The organism is Streptomyces morookaense, from assembly GCF_013030945.1.
Lineage (GTDB): Bacteria > Actinomycetota > Actinomycetes > Streptomycetales > Streptomycetaceae > Streptomyces > Streptomyces morookaensis.
Window position 1 is genome coordinate 13,837 of record NZ_JABBXF010000043.1, and the last position, 23,731, is coordinate 37,567.

Sequence of the window (23,731 nt, forward strand, 5' to 3'; positions counted from 1 at the left end):
GCTCTACGGCCCTAGGAGACCGGGTTCGGGCTCGTGCCCGTTCCGGCCACCCCGGCCGCGGCGTTCTGCCCCTGGGCGGGCGGCGGGCTCGCGCCGCCCTGGCCGCCGCCGGTGCCCTGGCCGCCGGTCGTGCCGCCGCTCTTGCCGTCGTCGCCCTTGCCGCCGCCCTGGGAGCCGCTGGGGCCGGGGGTCGGCTGCTGCGGCGAGGGCGAGGAGCCGCCGGAGGACGGCGTGGGCGTCGGCCCCGGGCTCTGCTTGCCCGAACCGCCGCCCTGCGGGGAGGCGTCGGGGGACGGTGTGCCGGCGCCCTGTCCGTCCTCGCCCGCGTCGTCCTGCGGACGGTGCTGGGACGGCTTCGACGGGCCCGGGTCCTGCTTCTTGGTGTCCGAACCCGGGTTGAAGATCCGGCTGACCGTGGTGCCGTCGCTGCCGTCCGCGGTGGAGCCCGAGACCAGCTCGACGGCGGTCACGGTGCCCATCGCCAGCACGAAGATCGCACCGGTGGCGAGCATCGTGCGCTTCCAGCCGCGCAGCCTGGTGCCGTGCGTTGTGCCGTCCGTGTATTCCTCGGAGTAGTGATCGATGTACGCCGTGTCCTGCGCGCCGGGGCGCGCACCGGCGTGCGCCCCGGGCTGCGTCGCGTCGACCTGGCCGAGGAGCTGGGTGCGGTCGAGGTCCTGCCGGCCGTCCCGGGCCGGAACCTGCCGGGCCCTGGGCCTGGCGGCCTGGACCGTCGCCTCCCGCACCTGCTCGCCCGTACGTCTGAACACGTGCTGGAAGACCGTTCCACCAGTGGTGGCGACCACGCTGACGACACCGGCGCCGATCACCGTGCCATAGACGCCGAGCTTGCCCGCGAGCATGGCGGCCATGACCGCCGCAAGGGCGCTACCGGCCACCTGTGCGACGCTCAGGTCCAGCCGTTTGCCCTTGGCTTTTGCCTCACTTTCGGCTTTGTCGTCCATCTCCCGCCTCTGTCGGTACTTTCATGCCGTCTTGCAGCTAGAAGGGACATTCGAGGGTAACGAACAGTTCCGAATCGGGCGATTGTGTGAACCTCGCCACCTGCGGCAACGTCCTCCGGGGCGAGGGACACGCTCAACTCCCTTGAGGCACGAGAACTTCGCTGGCGCGCCGATCCACGCCCAGTGGCCCGAATGGAGTACTGTGACGAGCCCTGGCCCCAATATCCCGTCCGGCTGCCCGGACCCAACGGGAGGGGGCCCGGGCGGCTCTCGCCCCGTCAACTCGGCAATGTTGTGGCAGGCTGCTACCCGGGCAGGCCACACTCGACTAGCGGAAGCAGCGACGCAGGTGACGTCGGCAGGCACCACCCGGGAGGTCCCCATGCCCGAACTGCGTGTCGTGGCAGTCTCCAACGACGGCACACGTCTGGTGCTCAAGGCTGCGGACAGCACGGAGTACACGCTTCCCATCGACGAGCGGCTGCGCGCCGCCGTGCGGAACGACCGTGCTCGGCTGGGCCAGATCGAGATCGAGGTGGAGAGCCACCTCCGGCCCCGCGACATCCAGGCCCGCATCAGGGCCGGTGCGTCGGCGGAGGAGGTCGCCCAGCTCGCCGGCATCCCCGTGGAGCGGGTCCGGCGCTTCGAGGGCCCCGTGCTCGCCGAGCGCGCCTTCATGGCGGAGCGGGCCCGCAAGACGCCGGTCCGCCGCCCCGGCGAGAGCACCGGGCCGCAGCTGGGCGAGACGGTCGCCGAGCGGCTGATCGTGCGCGGCGCCGACAAGGACACCGCGCAGTGGGACTCCTGGCGGCGCGACGACGGCACCTGGGAAGTGCTCCTCGTCTACCGCGCCTCCGGCGAGCCGCGCGCGGCGAGCTGGACGTACGACCCGCCGCGCCGGATCGTTCAGGCGCTGGACGACGAGGCGCGCGCGCTCATCGGCGAGGCCGAGGACACCCCCGAGCCGAGCTTCCCCTTCGTGCCGCGCATCGCACGGCTGCCGCGGGACCGGCCGCTGGACCGCCAGCCGGCATCCGCGTCGGACGCGGATGCCGGGGCCGCGCCGGAGGCTCCGCCGGAGAAGGAGCGGGACTCCCTGACGAGCCTGCTCGAAGCGGTGCCCAGCTTCCGGGGCGACATGGTCGTTCCGGAGCCGCCGTCCGCCGCGCCCGAGCCGCCGGCGGACGAACCGGAGGCGGCGGAGCCGCCGGCCCCGGCGGCCAGTGCGGGGTCCGCCTATGCGGACGTGCTCATGCCGCGCTCCGTGGCCGGGCATCGTGAACGGCTCGTCGGCACCACGGACCGCCAGGCCGAGGCGGACGGGGTCCGCCCCGGGCGCCGGGCGGCGGTGCCGAGCTGGGACGAGATCGTGTTCGGCACACGGCGCAAGAAACCGGAGTGACCTCCGGCCGGGTGGCCGATCCACGGGGCTGAGCCCGGCCGCTGCCGGTCCGGCACCACCGGGCTGAGCCGCGCGGAGAAGCAGGCGGGTGCCCCGCTGTGCCCATCGGCGGACGCCGGTTCGGCACCGCCGGGCAGGCCTGTCCGACTCCTCGCCGTTGCGGCGGATCAAAAGCGGGCAACCGACGCGGCGGAATCCGGCGGTGCCCAACCGGCCCCCGCCCGGTGGGCGGCAGCCGGTTGGCGGCGCCGTCCCCGGCCCTCAGCCCCGTTCGGCCCCCGTCGAGACCGGCCGGCCCGCGGCCGACCACTCGCTCCAGGAGCCCACGTACAGCGCCGCCGGCACCCCGGCCACGGTCAGGGCCAGGAGTTCATGGGCGGCCGAGACGCCCGAGCCGCAGTAGACGCCGACCTCGGCGTCCGGGCCGGCGCCCAGCGCGGCGAAACGCGCGGCGAGTTCCGCCGCGGGGCGGAGACGCCCGTCCGCGGCCACGTTCTCCGTCGTCGGCGCCGAGACCGCGCCGGGGATGTGCCCGGCGACCGGGTCGACCGGCTCCACCTCGCCCCGGTACCGCTCCCCCGCCCGCGCGTCCAGCAGCACGCCCCGGCGTGCCAGCGCCGCCGCACCGTCCGCGTCGAGCACGGGCAGCGCCCCGGGCCGGGGCACGAAGTCGCCCTCCGGCACCACCGGGACCTCGGTCGTCAGCGCACCGCCGGCCGCGGTCCACGTGGCGACGCCGCCGTCGAGGACGCGGACGTCCGGGTGCCCCGCCCAGCGCAGCAGCCACCAGGCACGCGCCGCGGCCCACCCCTGGCCGCCGTCGTACACGACGACCGGCCGGTCCGCGGAGACCCCGGCCCGGCGCATGGCGGCACCGAACACCCCGAGATCCGGGAGCGGATGACGGCCCTGCGGCCCGGGAGGGCCCGCGAGTTCGGCGTCCAGGTCCACGAAGACGGCGCCGGGCAGGTGCCCGGCGCCGTACGCTTCGCGCCCCGCCGTCGCGGCGGTCAGTTCCCAGCGGATGTCCAGGAGCGTCGGCGGCCGCTCCCCCGCCGCCTCGTCCGCCCACCCGCTTGCCGTGATGATCGCATCCATGGCCACCATCCTGGCGCACCGGACCGGAGGTCTCTACGCCTCATGGCCCCCTGGCGGGACGGCGCCTGACGGACAGATACTGGACGGCAATGCCTCGGAAACGGAAGCGAAACGCGATTTCGGGCATTCTCCTGCGCGAACCCGTGACATTCGGCGCGGCCGGGGAGCGCGCCGCGACGGGTGGTGCAAGCATCTGGTCGGGCACCGTCCCGTACCACCCCCGCGAGCCGCGGACCGCCGCGGTCGCGCTGCCGCCGCGAATGGGCCGAGGAGAGAGTGACGATGACCGAGGTATGGGGATTCTCCGAGAGCCGCGAGGAGGAGACCCGGCTCACACCGGGCACGCCGTGCTGGACCAGCCTCCTGGTGCACGACCTGGAGGCCACGAAGGACTTCTACAGCGGCCTGTTCGGCTGGGACTACTACAACCCGGGTCCGCGTCAACTGGGCCCGTACGTACGTGCAACGATCGACGGACGCGACGTGGCCGGCATCGGCGAGCTGCCGCCGGACCGTCAACTCCGCATCGCCTGGACCACCTATCTGGCGAGCGACGATGCGGACGCCGCCGCGGAGTGGATCCGCTGCTGCGGCGGGACGGTCGGCGTGGGCCCGCTGGCCGCGGACGACGCCGGGCGGCTGGTGCTGGCGTCCGACCCGGCCGGTGCGCTCTTCGGCGTCTGGCAGGGCCAGAACCTGGTGGGCCACGGCCCCGCGGGCACGCCGGGCGTCCCGGTCTGGCACGAACTGGTGACCCATCAGGGCACCAGCGTGGTCAAGTTCTACCAGTCGCTGTTCGGCTACGAGACCAAGGCCTCGGGAGGCCTGGAGTCCGACATGCTCACCCTGCATCTGGACGGCCGCCCGGTCGCGGCGATCCGCAGTGCGGGCCCGGGGCTGCGGATGCCGCTGTGGATGACGTACTTCGAGGTGACGGACGTCGACGCCGCCGCCCGCCGGGTCGTGGAGCTGGGCGGACGGATCGACGAGGCCCCGCACCGCGGCCCTGCGGGACGGCAGGCCGCGGTCGAGGATCCCGAGGGCGCGGTGTTCACCCTGCTGCAGTCCGGCCGCTGACCGTGCGGACCGTCAGGCGGACGGCCCGTCGGGGTCCACCGGAAGCACGTCGGGCGAGAGGGCGGCGGCATGGGCCGCGGCCGCCGTCATCCGGCGGCGGTGGTGGCGCCGGCACAGCACCTCGTAACCCACCTCCGCCTGCGGCTGGTTGACGTCGCCGACGACGACCTGCGCGCCCTCCACCACCATCTGCCCGCCCACCGTACGGGCGTTGTGGGTGGCCCGCGCCCCGCACCAGCACAGGGCCTCGACCTGGAGGACCTCTATCCGGTCGGCGAGTTCGACCAGCCGCCGGGAGCCGGGGAAGAGCCGGGTGCGGAAGTCGGTGGTGATGCCGAAGGCGAAGACGTCGAGTTCGAGGTCGTCGACGATCCTGGCCAGCTGGTCGATCTGCTCGGGGTCGAGGAACTGCGCCTCGTCGGCGATGACGTAGTCGGCCCGGCCGCCCGCGGACAGCACGCCCACGACGTGCGCGTAGAAGTCGAACCCCTCGCCCGCCTCCACCGAGTCGGTGACGAGGCCGAGCCGGGAGGACAGCTTGCCCTCGCCCGCGCGGTCGTTGCGGGTGAAGATCAGGCCCTCCAGGCCGCGCGCCGAGCGGTTGTGCTCGATCTGCAGAGCGAGGGTGCTCTTTCCGCAGTCCATGGTTCCGGAGAAGAACACCAGCTCGGGCATGGGAAGGCCGACTGCCTTTCGGTCGTGGGGAAAAAAGCGTTGGGGTGCGGGGAAATCAGGAGCGCACTTCGAGCAGCGGTACGAGCTGTTCGACTGGCGTCATCGAGCCGTGCAGCCCGACCATCGCGGACTCGTTGGGCTCGGTCTCCGTGGCGACGATCGCGACGTCGTCGCGCGCGGCGGCGACCACGTCGCCGATGCGCGCGTACACCCGGTCGTCGACGCCCGTGCCCGGCGGCCCGAACCACCCGGCCTCAATGGCCTCGTCGCGCCCGGCGACCCACATCTGCTCGCCGAGGACCTCGCGCCACACGGCCAGCACGTCCGCAGCCGCGCCGGGCACGGCGTAGACGTGCCGGGCCCGGGCCTCGCCGCCCAGCAGGGCGACGCCGGCGCGCAGCTCCCAGTCCTCGTCGTAGTCGATGCGCGACTCCGGGTCGAACGGGATGTCGATCATGCCGTGGTCGGCGGTGACGTAGAGCGCCGAGCGGGGCGGCAGCTGGTCGGCCAGCCGCTGGGCGAGCAGGTCGACGTACATCAGCTGCCCGCGCCACTCGTCCGAGTCGACGCCGAAGCGGTGCCCCTTGCCGTCGACCTCGCTGTAGTAGGTGTAGACGAGCGAGCGGTCGGCGGCCGCCAGCCGGTCGGCGGCGAAGTCCATCCGCTCCTCGCCGGAGAGGCGGCCGTGGAAGGTGCCGCCGCTCAGCGCGATCTTCGTCAGCGGGGTGTGCTGGAAGTCCGGTGCGGAGACCTGGCAGGTGGCGACCCCGGCCGCGTCGGCGAGCTGGAAGACCGTGGGGTACGGCTGCCAGACGTGCGGGTCGGTCCACGGCCGCCAGCGCAGCTGGTTCATCAGCTGCCCGGTGCCCGGGTCGGCGACCGTGTACCCCGCGAGGCCGTGGGCGCCGGGCGGCAGGCCGGTGCCCACCGAGGCGAGCGAGGTGGCCGTGGTGGACGGGAAGCCGGCGGTCATCGGCGCGCCGGTGCCGTTCATCGAACTCGGCATCAGCGAGTGCAGGAACGGTGCCTCGTCCGGGTGCGCGCGGAGCAGCTCCCAGCCCAGTCCGTCGATCAGGAAGACGCAGACCCGGTCGGCGGGCGCCAGTTCCATGCCCGTCGAGAGCCCGGGCACGCCCATGCCGGACGCGACGGCCGGCAGCAGGTCCGCGAGCGCGCCCGTGCCGTAGCGCGGCAGCGGGGCGGTGCGGGGGTCGAGCAGGACCGGCTCGTGCCAGCCGGATCCCGCGGTGGTCGGCTGATGCATCAGCGGGCGGTCACCGCGGTCGCCTCGGACAGGGCCTGGGCGAAGGCGAGGGTCTGGCGGACGCTGTCCGGGCCGTCACCCGCCTCGCTGACCCGCAGGCTCAGGTCGTCGGCGGTGGAGGAACCGGTGTAGCCGTGGTCGGCATCGCAGTTGGGGTCGCCGCAGGCGGCGGGCTCCAGGTCGATGCGGGAGACCGCGCCCCAGCCGATGGTCAGGACGACCTCGCGGGGCAGCATGCCCGGGGTGTACGACTCGGGGTTGGCGACGACACGGCTGACCACGACCGAGGAGATCCGGTCGAGCTTGACGGACTCCGTCGACGTGGTGGCGTACGGCGAGGGCGAGGTGTTGTCGGCGGCCTGCTCGTCGGTGTGGCTGACGATGAAGCGGGTGCCCGTGAGGACGAGGACCGTCACATGGCGGCGGACCTCGTTCGCGTCGAAGGTCGTCTCCTGGTGGACCAGGTACGACACGACCGGCTCCCCGCCCACGGCGGCCTCCACCGCCTCGGCCACGAGGGCCGGGTAGTAGCCGCTGCGCTCAATGGCTGCGCGCAGCCCCTGGGTCGTCGTACCGGTCTTCGCCATACGCCCATCCTACGGGGCGTACGGGGCCCGGCCGCCGGGCCCTTGCCGTCGACGGGCGTCAGTAGTGCGGCAGACTGCGCGGCCCGAGGTCCGTCCGGGCGGGCGGCCGGGCGAGCCGGAGGGAGGCGCCCAGGACGTGCACCCCGCGCGGGGCGACGATCACGGGCTCCAGGTCCGCGCCGACGACCTCGGGGTGGTCGTCGACCAGCCGTGAGACGCGCAGCAGCAGCTCCTCCAGGGCGGCGGTGTCCACCGGGGCGGCGCCGCGCCAGCCGAAGAGCAGCGGGGCCGTGCGGATCGAGCGGACGATCTCGGCGGCGTCCCGGTCGGTGGCGGGGATCAGCCGGTGGGCGGTGTCCCCGAGCAGCAGGGACGGGGCACCGGCCAGGCCGAAGGAGAGCACGGCTCCGGCGGCGGGGTCGATGGCGGCCCGGACCACCGTGTCGACGCCGCGCTGCGCCATCGCCTGCACGACGAGCCGGGACTCCTCGCCCGGGCCGAACAGCCCGGTCAACTCGGCGTAGGCGCGGCGCAGTTCCGCTTCGCCGCCCAGATCCAGCCGGACACCACCGAGGTCGGCGCGGTGCCGCAGGTGCGGGGCGGTCGGCTTGAGGGCGACGGGAAAGCCGAGGCGCTGCGCGGCGCGGACGGCGGTCTCCGGGTCCGGCGCGGGCAGGGCGGGCAGCACGGCGATGCCGTAGCGCGCCAGGAGGCGCTGGGTGTCGGCGGCGGAGAGGGTGACGGCCCGCTCCGCGTCGGCCCCGTGCGCCTCGAGCAGCACCTCGATGTCGGCGGCGGCCCCCGCCTCGTCGACGTCCTCGAACTCCGGCACCCGCCCCGGCTCGGCGGCCTGCCGCCGCCACCGCGCGTACCGCACCGCCTCCGCGAGCGCCCGGACGGCACGCTCGGCGGCGGGGTAGGCGGGTATCCGTGCGGACCGGTCCGCACGGACGGCCTGCGCCGGATCGGTGGCGCAGGTGCCGGGCACCGTTGTCGCAGCCACGGGGCGGCCGTCGTCGGAGGAACACGGCACGCCGTCGGCCGGTCCGGCCGCGGACGCCGCCCGCACGCCGCGGCGGCCATCGGCCTCCGGCACCCGGCCGCACCCCGGCGAGCCCGGCTCCGGCGCCGCCCCTTCCCCCGGCGGAGCCGCCAACGCCTCGGCCAGGCCCGGGATTTCCAGGTGGACGACCGCGACCGGCTTCGCGACGGGGGCGGCGGCCGCCGCCTCGCGTACGGCCTCCGCCAGGTCACCCGCGGACATGTCGCCGACCCAGGGGATGGCGGTGACGACCGCCGCGTCGCAGGCCGGGTCCGCCAGGGCCGCGGACAGGGCCGTGCGGAAGTCGTCCGGTGCGGCGGCAGTGGTCAGGTCGCGCGGGGGCAGCGGCCGCAGGCCCTCGGTGAGGCAGGAGTCGTAGGTGAGGAGGGCGAGGGACTCGGAGTTGCCCAGGATGGCCACGCGCGGGCCCTCGGGGAGGGGCTGGGAGGCGAGCAGCAGGCCGGTGTCGGCCAGTTCCGTGACGGTGTCGACGCGGATGACGCCCGCCTGCCGCAGCAGGTCGGAGACGGTGGCGTCGGGGATGCGGGTGGTGGGCACCGTGTGCCCGGCGGGGGCGGAGGCGCCGTGCCGGGCGCCCTTCACGACCACGACCGGCTTGCGGGCGGCGGTGCGCCGGGCCAGGCGCGTGAACTTGCGGGGGTTGCCGATGGATTCCAGGTACATCAGGACGACGTCCGTCTCCGGGTCGTCGTGCCAGTACTGGAGGAAGTCGTTGCCGGAGACGTCCGCCCGGTTCCCGGCGGAGACGAAGGTGGAGATGCCGACCAGCCCGGCGGCGCGCCGGTGCAGCCCGCCCAGCAGGGCGATGCCGATGGCGCCGGACTGGCTGAAGAGCCCCAGCCGCCCGGCGGCGGGGAGTTCGGGCGAGAGGGAGGCGTTGAGCCGGACGTCCCCGGCGGTGTTGAGCAGGCCGAGGGCGTTGGGCCCGACGATCCGCATCCCGTACGAGCGGGCCTGCCGGACCAGCTCGCGCTGCCGCTCGCGGCCCTCGGGGCCGCTCTCGGCGTACCCGGCGGAGAGGACGACGAGGCCCTGCACCCCGTGCTCCCCGCAGTCGGCCACGACGGACGGCACCTGCTCCGCCGGCACGGCCACGACCGCCAGGTCGACCGGCTCCGCGATGCCGCGCACCGACCGGTGGGCGGGGACGCCCTCGGGCTCCAGCTTCGAAAGCCCTTCGGGGAAGGCGTGGTTGACCGCGTACGTGCGCCCGGTGAAGCCGCCCGCGAGCAGGTTGCGCAGGACGGTGCGGCCCATGCCGCCGGGCTCGCGGCCGGTGCCGACGACGGCGACGGAGCCGGGGGCGAGGAGGCGCTGGACGGAGCGGGCCTCGGCGCGCTGCTCGCGGGCGCGCTGGACGGCGAGGGAGCGGTCGGTGGGCTCCAGGTCGAGTTCGAGGCGCACGACACCGTCCTCGAAGCTGCGCTTCTGGGTGTAGCCCGCGTCCGTGAAGACCTTGATCATCTTCGTGTTGGCCGGCAGCACCTCGGCCGTGAAGCGCCGGATCCCGCGCTCGCGCGCGACGGCCGCGATGTGCTCCAGGAGGGCGGAGGCGACGCCGCGGCCCTGGTGGGCGTCCTGGACGAGGAAGGCGACCTCGGCCTCGTCGGTGGCGCCGGACGCGGGCACGCGGTCGTAGCGCACGGTGGCGATGAAGTCGCCGTGGACGGTGGCGGCGAGGCCGACGCGGTCCACGTAGTCGTGGTGGGTGAAGCGGTGCACGTCCCGGTCGGAGAGCCGGGGGTACGGGGCGAAGAAGCGGTAGTACTTGGACTCGTCCGAGACCTGTTCGTAGAAGCTGACCAGGCGCTGCGCGTCGTCGGCGGTGATGGGGCGGATCTGCGCGGTGCCGCCGTCGCGCAGCACGACATCGGCTTCCCAGTGCGTCGGGTACGCGTGCTCGGACGGCGTCTGCATGGGGCCAGAGTACGGCGGAGCCCTGACAACGCGACCGACGCGACCGGTGCGTCCGAGCACCGCGCGGCCCGTGCGACACTGGTCTAGACAACCGCTCACGACTCGAAGGGCAACACCATGGTTGAGCGCCGCGTAAACGTCGGCTGGGCCGAGGGCCTGCACGCCCGCCCGGCGTCGATCTTCGTCCGTGCGGCGACCGCCGCCGGCGTCCCCGTGACCGTCGCCAAGGCGGACGGGAACCCCGTCAACGCCGCCTCGATGCTGGCCGTGCTCGGCCTGGGCGCCCAGGGTGGCGAGGAGCTCGTCCTGGCCTCCGAGGCGGACGGTGCCGAGGCCGCGCTCGACCGTCTGGCCAAGCTGGTCGCCGAGGGTCTCGAGGAGCTCCCCGAGACCGTCTGATCCGCCGGTTTCCCTGCAGTGGGGCCGCGGCCGCCGGGTGAGGCGGCCGCGGCCCCACTGTCGCCTAGGTGCGTACGCCGGCCGTGCTCGCGGACGGTTTCGCGCCCGGCACGGCCTGCCGCACCGGCCGTCTCAGCCGGTAGGCACCCGGCGCCCGGTCCGTGCGGGCGGCGGCCAGCGCGCGGGCCCGCTCCGCGTCACCGCGGGCGACCGCGTCCACCAGGGCCCCGTACGCCTCCCAGGTCTCCGCCGGATGCACCGGCGGCTCGGCCGCGTACATCCACGCGATCTTGCGGCGCAGCTGGGTGAGCAGCGTGATGAGGCTCGGGCTGCAGGAGGCCTGGGCGAGGGTCTCGTCGAACCAGTCGGCCAGCGGCCGCAGTTCACCGGTGCGCCCGGCGCGCACCCGCTCCTGGCCGAGGCGCACGAGGCCGCGCAGCACCTTCAGATGTGCCTCCGTGCGCCGCTGTGCGGCCCGCGCGGCACCCAACGGCTCCAGCAGGGCCCGCACTTCGAGCAGGTCGGCGGCCTCCTGGGCGGTCGGCTCGGCCACGCACGCCCCGGCGTGCCGGCGGGTGTTGACGAACCCCTCGGAGGCCAGCGTGCGCAGGGCCTCGCGCACGGGGACCCGGGAGACGCCGTAACGGCGGGCGAGGAGTTCCTCGATGAGCCGGCTGCCGGGCGGGAAAGTGCCGGAAACGATGTCGTCACGGATCGCGGTGCAGACCGCATGCGTGGAAATGCGGCCGCCCTCGCGCGCCCCTCCGCCGTCACCGTTCATGTCCGGCGACTCTATGGCAATCACATCCGGTTTCCGATGGTGCCGCTGCCGCCATGGATCTGTTTTGGCCAGCCGGACCGCACACCGACGTGCACACCGACGCAAAGGACCCCGGCCGGAGCCGGGGTCCCGAAAGTCTGCGGAGCAGGCCGTTACAGGCTGACGCCGTGGGAACGCAGGTAGGCGACCGGGTCGATGTCCGAGCCGTAGGTCGGGGCCGTACGGGCCTCGAAGTGCAGGTGCGGCCCGGTGACATTGCCGGTGGCGCCGGAGAGGCCGATCTGCTGACCGGCGGTGACCGTGTCGCCGACGGAGACGCCGATGGACGACAGGTGGCCGTACTGGGTGTACGTGCCGTCGTTCATCTTGATGACGATGTTGTTGCCGTAGGCGCCGCCCCAGCCCGCCTCGACGATGGTGCCCGCGCCCACGGCGTGCACCGAAGTGCCCGACTCCGCATGGAAGTCGACGCCGGTGTGGCTGCCGGAGGACCAGAGGCCGCTGGAGGCCTTGTACGGGGTGGAGACGTAGGAGCCCTCGATCGGCATCACGAAGAGGTTGAGGCGCTTGCGCTCCTCGTCGCGGGCGGCGCGCTCCTTCTCGGCGCGCTCGGCGTCGGCCTTGCGCTGGGCCTCCGCGGCGTGCTTCGTGGCCTCGGCGGCCCGCTGCTTGGCGTCCTTCTCGGCCTGCTGCCGGACGCTGGCCTCGTCGGCCGCGCTGCGCTGGGTCTCGGCCTGGGCGTCGACGTTGCCGGAGATGGCGTCGCTCATCACGATGGCCTGGGTGAGGCCGGTGTCCTCGGTGCGGTGTGCTTCGTCCGCGGCGGCCATCGCCGGGGCGGCGAAGCCTGCGACCACGCCACCTGCGGTGAGGGTGGCTATGCCCGCGATGTTGGCGCCGGTACGGACGGCGCGGCTCGGACGGCGGTGCTTCCCGGTGGGACGGGTGAACGCCATGCTGCGGCTTTTTCCTTTCCTTCCTTCTCGCCTACCGGGTTAGCTGACGGGTTCGGAGCAGGAAGGTCTCCTACGGCTCCCTCGTGAGAGGGACCCGATTCACCCCAAGGGAACGGTGGTTCCCCGGCTCCCCTGGCTCGCGCCGTACGGGGACTCGGCGATGGCGGTCCGGGAACCGCGGTTGCGGTTCCGGTCTGACGGACTGCCGCCCCGACGCTAATCGCCGTCAGATTCGAACGGCAAACAGAAGGCGGGTTTTATGACGTACGCCACACCATCAACATGCAACCTCTGCCTGAAATTGGACATAAGGGAGGCACGCGGGCCCCTGCGGACCCACGCGCCTCCCTCCGTCTGCCGCTTTCTGACGGTTCGTCAGGCAGGGATCACGGTCACGTCGCCGATGCCCAGCGCCCGGACCGGCTCCTCGATCTGTGCCGCGTCGCCGACGAGGACGGTCACCAGACGGTCGGCCGGGAAGGCGCTCACGACGGCCGCCGTGGCCTCCACCGTGCCGGTGTCCGCGAGGCGTTCGTACAGCCGCGCCTGGAAGTCGTCCGGCAGGTGCTGCTCGACCTGGTCCGCCAGCGTGCCCGCGACGGCGGCAGCCGTCTCGAACTTCAGCGGTGCGACGCCGACGAGGTTCTGCACGGCCGCGTCCCGCTCGGCCTCCGTCAGGCCCTCCGCCGCGAGGGTGCGCAGCACCGTCCAGAGGTCCTCCAGCGCGGGGCCGGTGTTGGGGGTGTCCACCGAGCCGCTGATGGCCAGCATGGCGGCGCCCGCCCCGTCCGGCCCGGAGCGCAGGACCTGGCCGAAGGCGCGTACGCCGTAGGTGTAGCCCTTCTCCTCGCGCAGGACGCGGTCCAGGCGCGAGGTGAGGGTGCCGCCGAGGCAGTAGGTGCCGAGCACCTGGGCCGGCCAGACGCGGTCGTGCCGGTCCGGGCCGGTGCGGCCGATGAGCAGCTGGGTCTGGACGGCGCCGGGGCGGTCCACGATCACCACGCGGCCGGTGTCGTCCCCCACGACCGGCGGCACGGGCCGCGGCTCGGCGGCGGAGCCGGTCCACGCGCCGAGCGTGCCGGCGAGGGCCTGGTCAAGGTCGACGCCGGTGAAGTCGCCGACGACCACGACGGTGGCGGCGGCCGGGCGCACGTGGGCCTCGTAGAAGGCGCGCACGGCGGCGGCGTCGATGCGCTCGACGGTCTCCTGGGTGCCCTGGCGGGGCCGGGACATCCGGGAGCCGGCCGGGAAGAGCTCCGCGGAGAGCGCCATGGCGGCCCGGCGGGCGGGGTTGGCGAGCTCGTGCGGGATCTCGTCCAGGCGGTTGGCCACGAGGCGCTCGACCTCGTCGTCGGGGAAGGCCGGGGCGCGCAGGGCGTCGGCGAGCAGGCCGAGGGCCTTGGCCAGCCGGGAGGCGGGCACCTCCAGGGAGAGCCGGACGCCGGGGTGGTCGGCGTGCGAGTCCAACGTGGCGCCGCAGCGCTCCAGTTCGGCCGTGAACTCCTCGGCACTGAGCTTGTCGGTGCCCTCGGTGAAGGCCCGGGCCATGATCGTGGCCACGCCGTCGAGGCCCTCGGGCTCGGCGTCCAGGGGCGCGTCCAGGTGCACCTCGACGGCGACGACCTGCTGGCCCGGGCGGTGGCAGCGCAGCACGGTCAGACCGTTGGGCAGCGCCTCGCGCTCGGGGGCGGGGAAGGCCCAGGGGGTCGCCCTGCCCGGCGCGGGCTGCGGGTGGAACTGCATCGTGGGTGCTGCGGTGTCCGTGCCGTTCACGGCTGCGGTGTCGCTCACCGGTCCGTCTCGCTTTCGGTTGCGGGTGCGTCTGCGGTCTCGTCGGCCTCGCCGCCGGCCTGGCCGGTGGGCTCGTAGACGAGCACGGCGCGGTTCTGCGGGTGCAGCCGGGCCTTGGCGACCGCCTGCACCTCCTCGGGGGTGATCTCCAGGACGCGCTGCACGGCGGTCAGGGCGAGCTGCGGGTCGCCGAACAGCACGGCGAAGCGGCACAGTTCGTCGGCCCGGCCGCTGACGGTGGCCAGCCGGTCCAGCCACTCGCGCTCCAGCTGGGCCTGCGCGCGCTCCATCTCCTCGGGGGTCGGACCCTCCAGGGCGAAGCGGGCGAGCTCCTCGTCGACGGCCGCCTCGATCGCGGGCACCTCGAAGCCTCCGGAGGCCTTGACGTCCAGCCAGCCGAGCGAGGGCGCACCGGCCAGCCGCAGGATGCCGAAGCCGGCGGCGACGGCCGAGCGGTCGTGGCGCACCAGGCGGTTGTGCAGGCGGGACGACTCGCCGCCGCCCAGGATGGTCAGCGCCAGGTCGGCGGCGTCGCACTCGCGCGTGCCGTCGTGCGGCAGCCGGTAGGCGGCCATCAGCGCGCGGGCCGGAACATCCTCCTCCACGACCTGGCGCAGCTCCTCGCCGATGGTGTCGGGCAGGGAGCCGTCGCGCGGGGGCTGCTTGCCGTCGTGCGCGGGGATCGAGCCGAAGTACTTCTCGATCCAGGCGAGCGTCTGCTCCGGGTCGATGTCGCCGACGACCGCCAGCACGGCGTTGCCGGGCGCGTAGTACGTGCGGAAGAACGCGCGGGCGTCCTCCAGGGAGGCGGCGTCCAGGTCGGCCATGGAGCCGATGGGCACGTGGTGGTAGGGGTGGCCCTCGGGGTAGGCCAGGGCCGTCAGCTTCTCGAACGCCGTGCCGTAGGGGACGTTGTCGTAGCGCTGGCGGCGCTCGTTCTTGACGACGTCGCGCTGGTTCTCCATGGACTCGTCGTCCAGGGCGGCCAGCAGCGAGCCCATCCGGTCGGCCTCCAGCCACAGGGCCAGCTCGACCTGGTGGGCGGGCATCGTCTCGAAGTAGTTGGTGCGCTCGAAGCTGGTGGTGCCGTTGAGCGAGCCGCCCGCGTTCTGCACCAGCTCGAAGTGACCGTTGCCCTTGACCTGGGCGGAGCCCTGGAACATGAGGTGCTCGAAGAGGTGGGCGAGCCCGGTGCGGCCCTTGACCTCGTGGCGCGAACCGACGTCGTACCAGAGGCAGACGGCGGCGACCGGGGTCAGATGATCCTCGGAGAGCACCACCCGCAGGCCGTTGGCCAGGCGGTGCTCGGTCGCTTTCAGGCCGCCGGAACCGGCCTGTTGCGTGGCCGTGTGACCCATGGGCATGTACGTCCCTTCGATTGCTCGAAAATCCCGCGGTGCCTCGCGGCGGCGCGCGTGATGAACAGTCCTGTCACTGTATGCAAGCGCGTCGCCTTCTGGCGAAGTTCCCCGACCGCTCACTCCCTGCGGACGGGTCGCGGTCGGCGTTGTCGGTGGCGCGGTCCACAATGGTCCGCGTCAGCACACCCGCCCCGGCAAACCGATCGAAGGAGCCGCAGCCGCGATGGCCCGCCGCAGCACGAAGACCCCGCCGCCGGAAGAGTTCGAGGAGCGCATCCTCGACATCGACGTCGTCGACGAGATGCAGGGCTCCTTCCTCGAGTACGCCTACTCCGTCATCTACTCCCGCGCCCTGCCCGACGCCCGCGACGGACTCAAGCCCGTCCAGCGCCGCATCCTCTTCCAGATGAACGAGATGGGCCTGCGCCCCGAGCGGGGCCACGTGAAGTGCGCCCGCGTCGTCGGCGAGGTGATGGGCAAGCTCCACCCGCACGGCGACGCCTCGATCTACGACGCCCTGGTGCGCATGGCGCAGCCCTTCTCGATGCGGCTGCCCCTGGTCGACGGCCACGGCAACTTCGGTTCGCTGGGCAACGACGACCCGCCCGCGGCGATGCGTTACACCGAGGCCCGCATGGCGGCGCCCTCGTCGCTGATGACGGAATCGATCGACGAGGACACCGTCGACTTCGCGCCGAACTACGACGGCAGCGAGCAGGAGCCCGTCGCCCTCCCCGCCGCCTACCCCAACCTGCTGGTCAACGGCTCGTCCGGGATCGCGGTCGGCATGGCGACGAACATGCCCCCGCACAACCTGGGCGAGGTCATCGCCGCCGCCCGGCACCTGATCAAGCACCCGGGCGCCGACCTCGAGACCCTGATGCGGTACATCCCCGGCCCGGACCTGCCCACCGGCGGCCGGATCGTGGGCCTGAGCGGCATCCGCGACGCGTACGAGACGGGCCGCGGCACGTTCAAGATGCGTGCCACTGTCTCCGTGGAGAACGTGACGGCCCGCCGCAAGGGCCTGGTCGTCACCGAACTGCCCTTCGCGGTCGGCCCGGAGAAGGTCATCTCCAAGATCAAGGACCTGGTCGGCTCCAAGAAGCTCCAGGGCATCGCCGATGTGAAGGACCTCACCGACCGCGCCCACGGCCTGCGGCTCGTCATCGAGATCAAGAACGGCTTCAACCCCGAGGCCGTGCTGGAGCAGCTCTACAAGCTGACGCCGATGGAGGAGTCCTTCGGCATCAACAACGTGGCGCTGGTCGACGGCCAGCCGCTGACGCTGGGCCTCAAGGAGCTCCTGGAGGTCTATGTCGACCACCGCTTCGAGGTAGTCCGCCGGCGCAGCGAGTTCCGGCGCGGCAAGCGGCGCGACCGGCTGCACCTGGTCGAGGGACTGCTGGTGGCGCTCGTCGACATCGACGAGGTCATCAGAATCATCCGATCGAGCGAGAACGCCGCGGAGGCGAAGGCCTCACTCATCGAACGTTTCTCGCTCTCCGAGGTGCAGACCCAGTACATCCTCGACACTCCGCTGCGCCGTCTGACCAAGTTCGACCGGATCGAGCTGGAGGCGGAGCGGGACAAGCTCACCCACGAGATCCAGGAGCTCACCCGGATCCTGGAGTCCGACGCCGAGCTGCGCAAGCTGGTCTCCGCCGAACTGGCCGAGGTGGCCAAGAAGTTCGCCACCGACCGGCGCACGGTGCTGCTGGAGTCGGCGGGCGCGCCGGCGGCCGCGGTGCCGCTGCAGGTGGCGGACGACCCGTGCCGCGTCCTGCTGTCCTCGACGGGCCTGCTGGCCCGTACGGCCACGGGCGAGCCGTTCGCGGGCGAGGAGGCCAAGCGCGTCAAGCACGACGTGATCGTCTCGGCGGTCCCGGCGACGGCCCTGGGCGAGGTCGGCGCGGTCACCTCGGCCGGCCGGCTGCTGCGGCTGCGGGTCATCGACATGCCCCAGCTGCCGGAGACGGCGGCCGCACCGAACCTCTCGGGCGGGGCCCAGATCTCCGAGTTCCTGTCGCTGGAGGACGACGAGCGGGTGGTGTGTCTGACCACACTGGACGAATCCTCGCCCGGCCTGGCGATCGGCACGGAACAGGGCGTCGTCAAGCGCGTGGTCCCCGACTACCCCGCGAACAAGGACGAGCTGGAGGTCATCACGCTCAAGGAGGGCGACAGCATCGTCGGCGCGGTCGAACTGCGCACGGGCGAGGAGGACTTGGTCTTCCTCACCGACGACGCCCAGCTGCTGCGCTACCAGGCCTCCCAGGTCCGGCCGCAGGGCCGGCCGGCGGGCGGCATGGCGGGCATCAAGCTGTCGTCCGGCGCGAAGGTCATCTCGTTCACGGCCGTCGACCCCGCGGAGGACGCGGTGGTGTTCACGGTGGCCGGCGCCCGCGGGGGCCTGCCCGGCGCGGCATCGGTGGGCTCGGCGAAGCTGACGCCCTTCGACCAGTACCCGCGCAAGGGGCGGGCGACGGGCGGCGTGCGCTGCCAGCGGTTCCTGAAGGGCGAGGACTGCCTGGTCCTGGCCTGGGCGGGCCCCACACCGGCCCGCGCCGCACAGGCCAACGGCACCCCCTCGGAGCTGCCGCCCCTCGACCCGCGCCGCGACGGCTCGGGCGTCCCGCTCACGAAGCCGGTGGCGTCGGTGGCGGGGCCGGTGTAGGACCGCGCCCGTACTCCGCGCCCCATAAAGGGGCGCGGGGGAACCGCGCGAGCAACCACAGGCGGTCAGGACTGCGCGTACCGCAGAACGCCCCACATGCTGTTGGGGTCGGCGTTCTGCTCCGCGCTGCGGTTCCGGCAGGAGTCCAGCCGCTCCCGCAGGGACACGGCGTCAACACCCCGACCGATCATCACCAGTTGGGTGAGGCGCTGCTCCCCGCGCGCCCACGGCGAGGGGTAGAAACGGAGGAAATCGCCCACGGCGTGGACGGTGAAGCGCTGCCGGTGGCCGGGTATCCCGAAGTGGACGAAGCCCTTGATCCGGTACAGCCCCTTCGGCCTGCTGTCGAGGAACTCCATCAGCCGGCGCGGGTGCATCGGCTCCTCGGAGACGAACTCCACGCTCTCGTAGGCCGCGTGAAGATGGCCGTCGTGGTCGTGGTCCCCATGGCAGAGGTCCTCGAAGGACAGCTGCCGGACCGCCTCCAGGTGGTCCTCGCGCGGCTTGCGGTCGAAGAGCAGCTCGGGGTCGATGCGCCCGTAGGAGGCCGGGACGACGGGGGTGCCGGGGCTCAGCTCGCCCAGCGTCTCCAGGAGCCGGTCGCGGGCCTCGTCCGCGACCCGGTCCGCCTTGTTGAGGACCACGAGGTCGGCGATGGCCACGTGCCGGTCCAGCTCGGGGTGGGTGGCCCGCGTGCGCTCGAACTCCGCCGCGTCGACCACCTCGACCAGGCCGCCGTAGACGATGTTCCGGTTCTCGCTGGCGAGGATCATACGGATGAGCTCCTGCGGCTCGGCCAGTCCGCTGGCCTCGATGACGATGACGTCGAGGCGGGCGGACGGGCGGGCCAGCTTCTCCAGGAACCCGTCCAGTTCGCTGGTGTCCACGGCGCAGCACAGGCAGCCGTTGCCGAGCGAGACCATGGAGTCGACCTGGCCGGCGATGCTCATGGCATCGATCTCGATCTTGCCGAAGTCGTTGACGACCGCGCCGATCCGGCTGCCCCCGCTTCTGCTCAGCAGGTGGTTGAGCAGGGTGGTCTTGCCCGATCCCAGAAATCCTGCGAGCACGATGACCGGGATCTGTCGCTTGGCCACGGGGGCGCCTCCTCGTCGCGCGGGCGTCGTCAGCCGAGCACGGCGGGCACCGGCTGCGGCGGGGGCGGGCCGACATAGCGGGCCGCCGGGCGGATGATCTTCGAGTCCTCCGCCTGCTCCAGGATATTGGCGCTCCAGCCGACCATCCGGGCCGCACAGAACGTCGGGGTGAACATCTCCCGGGGCAGCCCGCACAGCTCCATGACGACACCGGCGTAGAACTCCACGTTGGTGTGCAGTTCGCGGCCCGGCTTGAGCTCCGCCAGGACCTCCTCGACCTGCCGCTCGACCTCGACGGCGAACTCCACGAGCGGGCCGCCGAATTCCTGCGCGATGCCGCGCAGCATCCGCGAGCGCGGGTCCTCGGTGCGGTAGACGGGGTGCCCGAAGCCCATGATCCGCCCGCCGGCGAGCACCTGTTCGCGGACCCAGGGGCCGATGCGGTCGGGGGTGCCGATGGCGTCCAGGGTGTCCAGGGCCCGGCTGGGGGCGCCGCCGTGCAGCGGGCCGGACAGGGCGCCGACCGCGCCGCACAGGCAGGCGGCGAGGTCGGCTCCGGTGGAGGCGATGACGCGGGCGGTGAAGGTCGAGGCGTTGAAGCCGTGGTCGACGGTGGAGATCAGATACTGCTCGACGGCGCGGGCGCGCCGCGCGTCCGGCTCCTCGCCGGTGAGCATGTACAGGTAGTTGGCGGCGTACGGGAGGTCGTCGCGCGGTTCGACGGGCTCCAGGCCGCGGCCCAGCCGGTGCAGCGCGGTGAGCAGTACGGGCACGGCGGCGCAGGCGGCCAGGGCGTCGGTGGAGCGCTCGGCGGGGCCGATGTCGTACAGCGGGCGCATCCCGTGGGCGCCGCCGAGCAGCGGAAGCGCTGCGCGCAGTCCGGCGAGCGGCCCCGCCGTGGCGCAGGCGCGGGCGATGCCGGGCAGGGCCGCGCGGACGTCCGTGGGGAGCCGGCGCAGCGCGGCGGTGCGTGCCGCGAAGGCCGCGGACTCCGCCGCGTCGGGCAGCCGGCCGTGGAACATCAGATGCCAGACGTCCTCGAACGTGCGGCTCTGCGCGAGCTCGACGGCCGAGTACTGCCGGTAGTGGTAGAAGCCCTCCTGGCCCCGGACGTCGCCCAGGGCGGTGTCGGTGACGACGACGCCCGCGAGCCCGCGGGGCACCTCGGTGAGGGTCATCCCATGCCTCCTTGCTTCCTCGAAGCTTCCTCGAACTTGCTCCCTTGACGTGATGTGGCGACTGTCCATGCTTGACTAAGTCGATGTCAATATTGATTGAATCAATATCAACGCATGGACTACCGTGGGCGCATGGTGGATCAGGGGACGGCGCCGGAACTCCCGGACAGGGAGCGGCTGACCACGCGCGAGGTCGCCGAGCGGCTCGGGGTGAAGCCCGAGACGGTCTACGCGTATGTGAGCCGGGGCCGGCTCACCGCCCGCCGCGGTCCGGGCGGCAGGGGCAGCACCTTCGACCCGCGCGAGGTCGAGGCGCTGGTGCGCCGCGGCGGCACTCGCCGCGAGCCCTCCTTCGGCAGCGAGAGCGCGATCCGCACGGGCGTCACCCTCATCACCGCGGACCGGCATCACTACCGCGGCGTGGACGCGACCGCGCTCGCGGAGCGGTACGGCTACGAGGAGGTCGCCGACTGGCTGTGGACCGGGGAGCTGCACCACGGCATCCGGTTCACGTCCCCCGCCGAGACGCTGGCCGCCGCCCGCAGCGCGGTGGCGGCGCTGCCCGCGCACAGCGGGACCGTCGACCGCCTGCGGGTGGCCGCGATCGCCGCCGCGGCGGCCGACCCGCTGCGCTTCGACCTGTCGCCCGAGGCGGTCCTGGGCACCGCCCGCGGTCTGATCCCGACGCTGGTCGACGCGCTGCCGCCCGCCGGGCAGCCGCACCGCGGCGACGGGCGCCTCGCCTGGCGGCTGTGGTCGCGGCTGAGCACTCAGACAGCTGACGAGGCGTCACTTGCCGTGCTGGAAGCGGCACTTGTGCTGCTCATCGACCACGACCTCGCCACGTCGACGCTGGCGGCGCGGGTGGCGGCATCGGCGCAGGCCCACCCGTACGCCGTCGTCTCGGCCGGGCTCGGCGCCCTCGACGGCCCGTTGCACGGCGCGGCCAGCGGTCTGGCGCACCGGATGCTCACCGAGGTGCTGCAGCGGGGCAGCGCGGCCGCGGTGGTGGCGGACCACCTGCGCGGCGGCCGACGGGTGCCGGGGCTCGGCCACCGGCTCTACCCGGGGCCGGACCCGCGGGCGCAGGCGCTGTTCACCCGGCTGGAGTCCGTGCCCGCCGCGGCGCAGGCCCTGGCCGCGGCCCGCGAGGTGGAGGCGACCACCGCCCGGCACACGCCCCTGCACGCCAACGTGGACCTCGCGCTCGCCGTCCTGTCCGTCTCCGCGGGCATGCCGCCCGAGGCGGGGGAAACGGTGTTCGCGGTGGCCCGCACCGCGGGGTGGATCGCCCACGCGCTGGAGGAGTACGCGGAACGCCCGATGCGGCTGCGCCCGTCCGGCGAGTACTGCGGGCCCCGGCCCCCGCAGCCGCTGCCCTGAGGGCCGATGCGGCAACTCCGCCGGGCCAGGTTAGGCTCACCTACGTGAGCACTTGCGCGAGCGCCTCCCGCCTCCTGGCCGAACCCCTGGCCGGCACGGCCGCCACCGCCCGTACCTGGCTGCTGATCGAGCAGCCCGGGCCGTGGGGCTCCGACGCGCTCGCCTCCAGCCACCTCGACCCGGCCGTCGCCCGCGCCCTGGACGAGGCCGCCGCGGGCACCGGCGTGCGGATCGCACTGATCCGCCGCCCCGGACGGCACGCCGACTGCCACCACCCCGCCGGGCGGCGCGTCTTCGCCGCCCACACCGCACCCGGGAACTCCTGGATCCGGACAGCGGACATCACGGACCCCGCGCAGCTGCCCGGCCTGGACTTCGCGGCGCTCGGCGCGGGCCGGCACGGCGGGCTGTGGGAGCCGTACGAGGGCGACCCGCTCGCCCTCGTGTGCACCAACGGCCGACGCGACCGCTGCTGCGCCCTGCTCGGCCGACCGCTCGCCGCGGAGCTGGCCGCCTCGGACTGCGGCGAGGTCTGGGAGATCACCCACCTCGGCGGCCACCGCTTCGCCCCGACCCTCATGGTGCTCCCCCACGGCTACGCGTACGGGCGGGCCACCGCGCAGGACGTCAAGGAGGCCCTGGAGGCGGCCCGCGACGGCCGCGTCGCGACCACGGGCTGCCGGGGCCGCTCCGCCTGGGAGCGGCCCGCCCAGGCCGCCGAGCTGGCCGTCCGCGACCTGACCGGCGAGGAACGTGCGGACGCCCTGGACGTCACGGCCACCGAGGGCGCCGCTCCCCGCTGGACCGTCACCGTCGCCCACACCGACGGCCGCGCCTGGCAGGCCGTCGTCGAACAGGGCGCGGCCGAGCCGCCGCGCCCCGAGAGCTGCGGCAAGGCACCGGGCTCGCCGGCCCGGATGGACGTCGTGTCCGTCGCCCCGCTCGGCGGGTCTCAGCCGGCAGCCTTCTTGGCGAACTCCGTGGTGTAGGTCTTCTCCAGGTCGACCGAGGCGCCCTTGACGGCGGGGTTGAAGGACTTGAGGACCTCCATGACGGTCTTCGGCCCGTCGGCGGGCATCACGCCGTCCTTGGTGAACATCGGCAGGGTGCTCGCGATGGACTTGACGTAGAGGTCCTTGCCGCCCTTCGCGTAGTCCTCGGGCATCTTCGCCGCGATCTCCTCGGGCGAGTGCCCGGACATCCACTTGAGGGTCTTCACCAGGGCGTTGGTCAGCTTCTGGACGGTGTCCTTGTTGTTGTTCACCCAACTCGTGTTCATGTAGAGGCTCGACGACGGGTAGAGCCCTCCGAGCGCCGCGCGCGAGCCCTCGGGGGTGCGCATGTCGACGAGCACCGTGCCGAGGTCCTTGGCGACGGCCTGGGCGACGGTCGGGTCGGTGGTCATGCCGGCGTCGATGGAGCCCTGTTGCAGTGCGGCGAGGAAGGTCTGCCCCGCACCGACGGCGACCGGGGTGATGTCGCTGGTGGTCAGCCCGTTCTTCACCGCCAGATACTTCGTCAGGAAGTCGGTGGAGGACCCGAGTCCGGTCACCCCGAGCTTCTTGCCCTTGAAGTCCTTCGGCGAACCGATCTCGGACGCCGCCTTCTTGGAGACGAGCTCCACCTCGCCCGGCGTCTGGGCGAGCTGGACCACGGACTCCACCTGCTTGCCCTTGGCCTGGAGGTCGAGGGTGTGGTCGTAGAAGCCGACCGCGCCCTGCACGTCGCCGGAGACGAGCGAGGTCGTGGCCTGCACGCCGGCCGGCTCGGTCAGCAGCTTGACCGTCAGGCCCTCCTTCTCGAAGTAGCCCAGCTGCTGGGTGAGCACCACCGGCAGGTAGATCACCTTGTCCAGGCCGCCCACCATGATCTTGACGGCGTCGCCCTTGAGCGCCTCGTTGCCCGCCTTGTTGCTGCCGGCCGACGCGTCGTCGGCGCAGCCGGACAGCGCGAGACACATCACCCCCGCGACGGCCGCCGCGGATACCTTGGTGCACTTGCCGAACGTACGCATCACACGTTCCTCACGGTCAGAAAGTCGGTGGCAGTTGCCCGTACAG

The 23,731-nt window shown here is 73.3% G+C and carries 19 protein-coding genes and 1 riboswitch; of the genes, 6 read left to right on the forward strand and 13 right to left on the reverse strand.

Annotated elements, in window-relative coordinates:
- Positions 1 to 11 precede the first annotated feature (11 nt).
- Entirely contained in the window at positions 12 to 965 is a 954-nt protein-coding gene (locus HG542_RS19230) for a hypothetical protein (protein WP_171083104.1), read from the reverse strand.
- A 349-nt stretch (positions 966 to 1,314) separates the two neighbouring features.
- On the opposite strand from HG542_RS19230, the gene sepH reads away from it, so the two are divergent.
- Positions 1,315 to 2,367, forward strand: coding sequence for a septation protein SepH (gene sepH / locus HG542_RS19235; protein WP_171083106.1), 1,053 nt, complete (start codon positions 1,315 to 1,317; stop codon positions 2,365 to 2,367).
- 261 nt (positions 2,368 to 2,628) lie between these two features.
- On the opposite strand, the gene HG542_RS19240 is transcribed toward sepH, so the two are convergent.
- Positions 2,629 to 3,465: a sulfurtransferase gene (locus HG542_RS19240; RefSeq protein WP_171083108.1), complete on the reverse strand. Its 837-nt coding sequence runs from the start codon at positions 3,463 to 3,465 to the stop codon at positions 2,629 to 2,631.
- A gap of 282 nt (positions 3,466 to 3,747) precedes the next feature.
- Here HG542_RS19240 and HG542_RS19245 point away from each other — a divergent pair, with 282 nt between their 5' ends.
- The gene (locus tag HG542_RS19245) at positions 3,748 to 4,542 is read left to right on the forward strand and encodes a VOC family protein (protein WP_171083110.1); all 795 of its coding nucleotides are present in this window, start codon (positions 3,748 to 3,750) and stop codon (positions 4,540 to 4,542) included.
- Between the two features lie 12 nt (positions 4,543 to 4,554).
- Here HG542_RS19245 and HG542_RS19250 read toward each other — a convergent pair whose 3' ends face one another.
- Genes HG542_RS19250 through HG542_RS19265 form a run of 4 tightly spaced genes read right to left on the reverse strand, consistent with a single transcriptional unit; the run spans position 4,555 to position 10,048 of the window.
- Positions 4,555 to 5,217 carry a thymidine kinase gene (locus tag HG542_RS19250; RefSeq protein WP_171083112.1) on the reverse strand — a complete coding sequence of 221 codons (663 nt, stop codon included), beginning with the start codon at positions 5,215 to 5,217 and terminating at the stop codon, positions 4,555 to 4,557.
- Between the two features lie 55 nt (positions 5,218 to 5,272).
- On the reverse strand, positions 5,273 to 6,481 hold the full coding sequence (locus HG542_RS19255; protein WP_171083114.1) for an alkaline phosphatase family protein: 1,209 nt from the start codon (positions 6,479 to 6,481) through the stop codon (positions 5,273 to 5,275).
- Entirely contained in the window at positions 6,481 to 7,068 is a 588-nt protein-coding gene (locus tag HG542_RS19260; RefSeq protein WP_171083115.1) for a DUF5998 family protein, read from the reverse strand. The genes HG542_RS19255 and HG542_RS19260 overlap by 1 nt, the downstream gene beginning before the upstream one ends.
- 58 nt (positions 7,069 to 7,126) lie before the next feature.
- On the reverse strand, positions 7,127 to 10,048 hold the full coding sequence (locus tag HG542_RS19265) for a bifunctional acetate--CoA ligase family protein/GNAT family N-acetyltransferase (RefSeq protein ID WP_171083117.1): 2,922 nt from the start codon (positions 10,046 to 10,048) through the stop codon (positions 7,127 to 7,129).
- A 117-nt stretch (positions 10,049 to 10,165) separates the two neighbouring features.
- Here HG542_RS19265 and HG542_RS19270 point away from each other — a divergent pair, with 117 nt between their 5' ends.
- On the forward strand, positions 10,166 to 10,447 hold the full coding sequence (locus tag HG542_RS19270; RefSeq protein ID WP_171083119.1) for an HPr family phosphocarrier protein: 282 nt from the start codon (positions 10,166 to 10,168) through the stop codon (positions 10,445 to 10,447).
- A gap of 64 nt (positions 10,448 to 10,511) precedes the next feature.
- Here the strand turns inward: HG542_RS19270 and HG542_RS19275 are convergent, their stop codons facing one another.
- The 4 genes from HG542_RS19275 to HG542_RS19290 form a co-directional block, all read right to left on the reverse strand.
- Positions 10,512 to 11,228 (reverse strand): GntR family transcriptional regulator, encoded by a 717-nt coding sequence (locus HG542_RS19275; protein ID WP_171083121.1) that lies wholly within the window; start codon positions 11,226 to 11,228, stop codon positions 10,512 to 10,514.
- Between the two features lie 152 nt (positions 11,229 to 11,380).
- The gene (locus tag HG542_RS19280; RefSeq protein WP_171083123.1) at positions 11,381 to 12,184 is read right to left on the reverse strand and encodes a M23 family metallopeptidase; all 804 of its coding nucleotides are present in this window, start codon (positions 12,182 to 12,184) and stop codon (positions 11,381 to 11,383) included.
- A gap of 13 nt (positions 12,185 to 12,197) precedes the next feature.
- Positions 12,198 to 12,354, reverse strand: a riboswitch (cyclic di-AMP (ydaO/yuaA leader).
- Between the two features lie 205 nt (positions 12,355 to 12,559).
- A complete protein-coding gene (locus HG542_RS19285; RefSeq protein WP_171083245.1) occupies positions 12,560 to 13,927 on the reverse strand; it encodes a M16 family metallopeptidase in 1,368 nt (455 codons plus the stop codon).
- Positions 13,928 to 13,971: 44 nt separating this feature from the next.
- Complete coding sequence (locus tag HG542_RS19290; protein ID WP_171083247.1) at positions 13,972 to 15,333, reverse strand: M16 family metallopeptidase; 1,362 nt, start codon at positions 15,331 to 15,333, stop codon at positions 13,972 to 13,974.
- Positions 15,334 to 15,559: 226 nt separating this feature from the next.
- On the opposite strand from HG542_RS19290, the gene HG542_RS19295 reads away from it, so the two are divergent.
- Positions 15,560 to 18,013 (forward strand): DNA gyrase/topoisomerase IV subunit A, encoded by a 2,454-nt coding sequence (locus HG542_RS19295; RefSeq protein WP_171083124.1) that lies wholly within the window; start codon positions 15,560 to 15,562, stop codon positions 18,011 to 18,013.
- A 65-nt stretch (positions 18,014 to 18,078) separates the two neighbouring features.
- On the opposite strand, the gene HG542_RS19300 is transcribed toward HG542_RS19295, so the two are convergent.
- Both HG542_RS19300 and HG542_RS19305 read right to left on the reverse strand, forming a co-directional pair.
- Positions 18,079 to 19,110, reverse strand: coding sequence for a CobW family GTP-binding protein (locus HG542_RS19300; RefSeq protein ID WP_171083126.1), 1,032 nt, complete (start codon positions 19,108 to 19,110; stop codon positions 18,079 to 18,081).
- Positions 19,111 to 19,139: 29 nt separating this feature from the next.
- A complete protein-coding gene (locus HG542_RS19305; RefSeq protein ID WP_171083128.1) occupies positions 19,140 to 20,288 on the reverse strand; it encodes a citrate synthase in 1,149 nt (382 codons plus the stop codon).
- A gap of 132 nt (positions 20,289 to 20,420) precedes the next feature.
- Here HG542_RS19305 and HG542_RS19310 point away from each other — a divergent pair, with 132 nt between their 5' ends.
- Positions 20,421 to 21,671 (forward strand): citrate synthase, encoded by a 1,251-nt coding sequence (locus HG542_RS19310; protein WP_171083129.1) that lies wholly within the window; start codon positions 20,421 to 20,423, stop codon positions 21,669 to 21,671.
- Between the two features lie 44 nt (positions 21,672 to 21,715).
- Positions 21,716 to 22,660, forward strand: coding sequence for a ferredoxin family protein (locus HG542_RS19315; RefSeq protein ID WP_171083130.1), 945 nt, complete (start codon positions 21,716 to 21,718; stop codon positions 22,658 to 22,660).
- On the opposite strand, the gene HG542_RS19320 is transcribed toward HG542_RS19315, so the two are convergent.
- Positions 22,624 to 23,685 (reverse strand): ABC transporter substrate-binding protein, encoded by a 1,062-nt coding sequence (locus tag HG542_RS19320; protein WP_171083132.1) that lies wholly within the window; start codon positions 23,683 to 23,685, stop codon positions 22,624 to 22,626. The two genes, HG542_RS19315 and HG542_RS19320, sit on opposite strands and share 37 nt — an antisense overlap.
- Positions 23,686 to 23,731 lie beyond the last annotated feature (46 nt).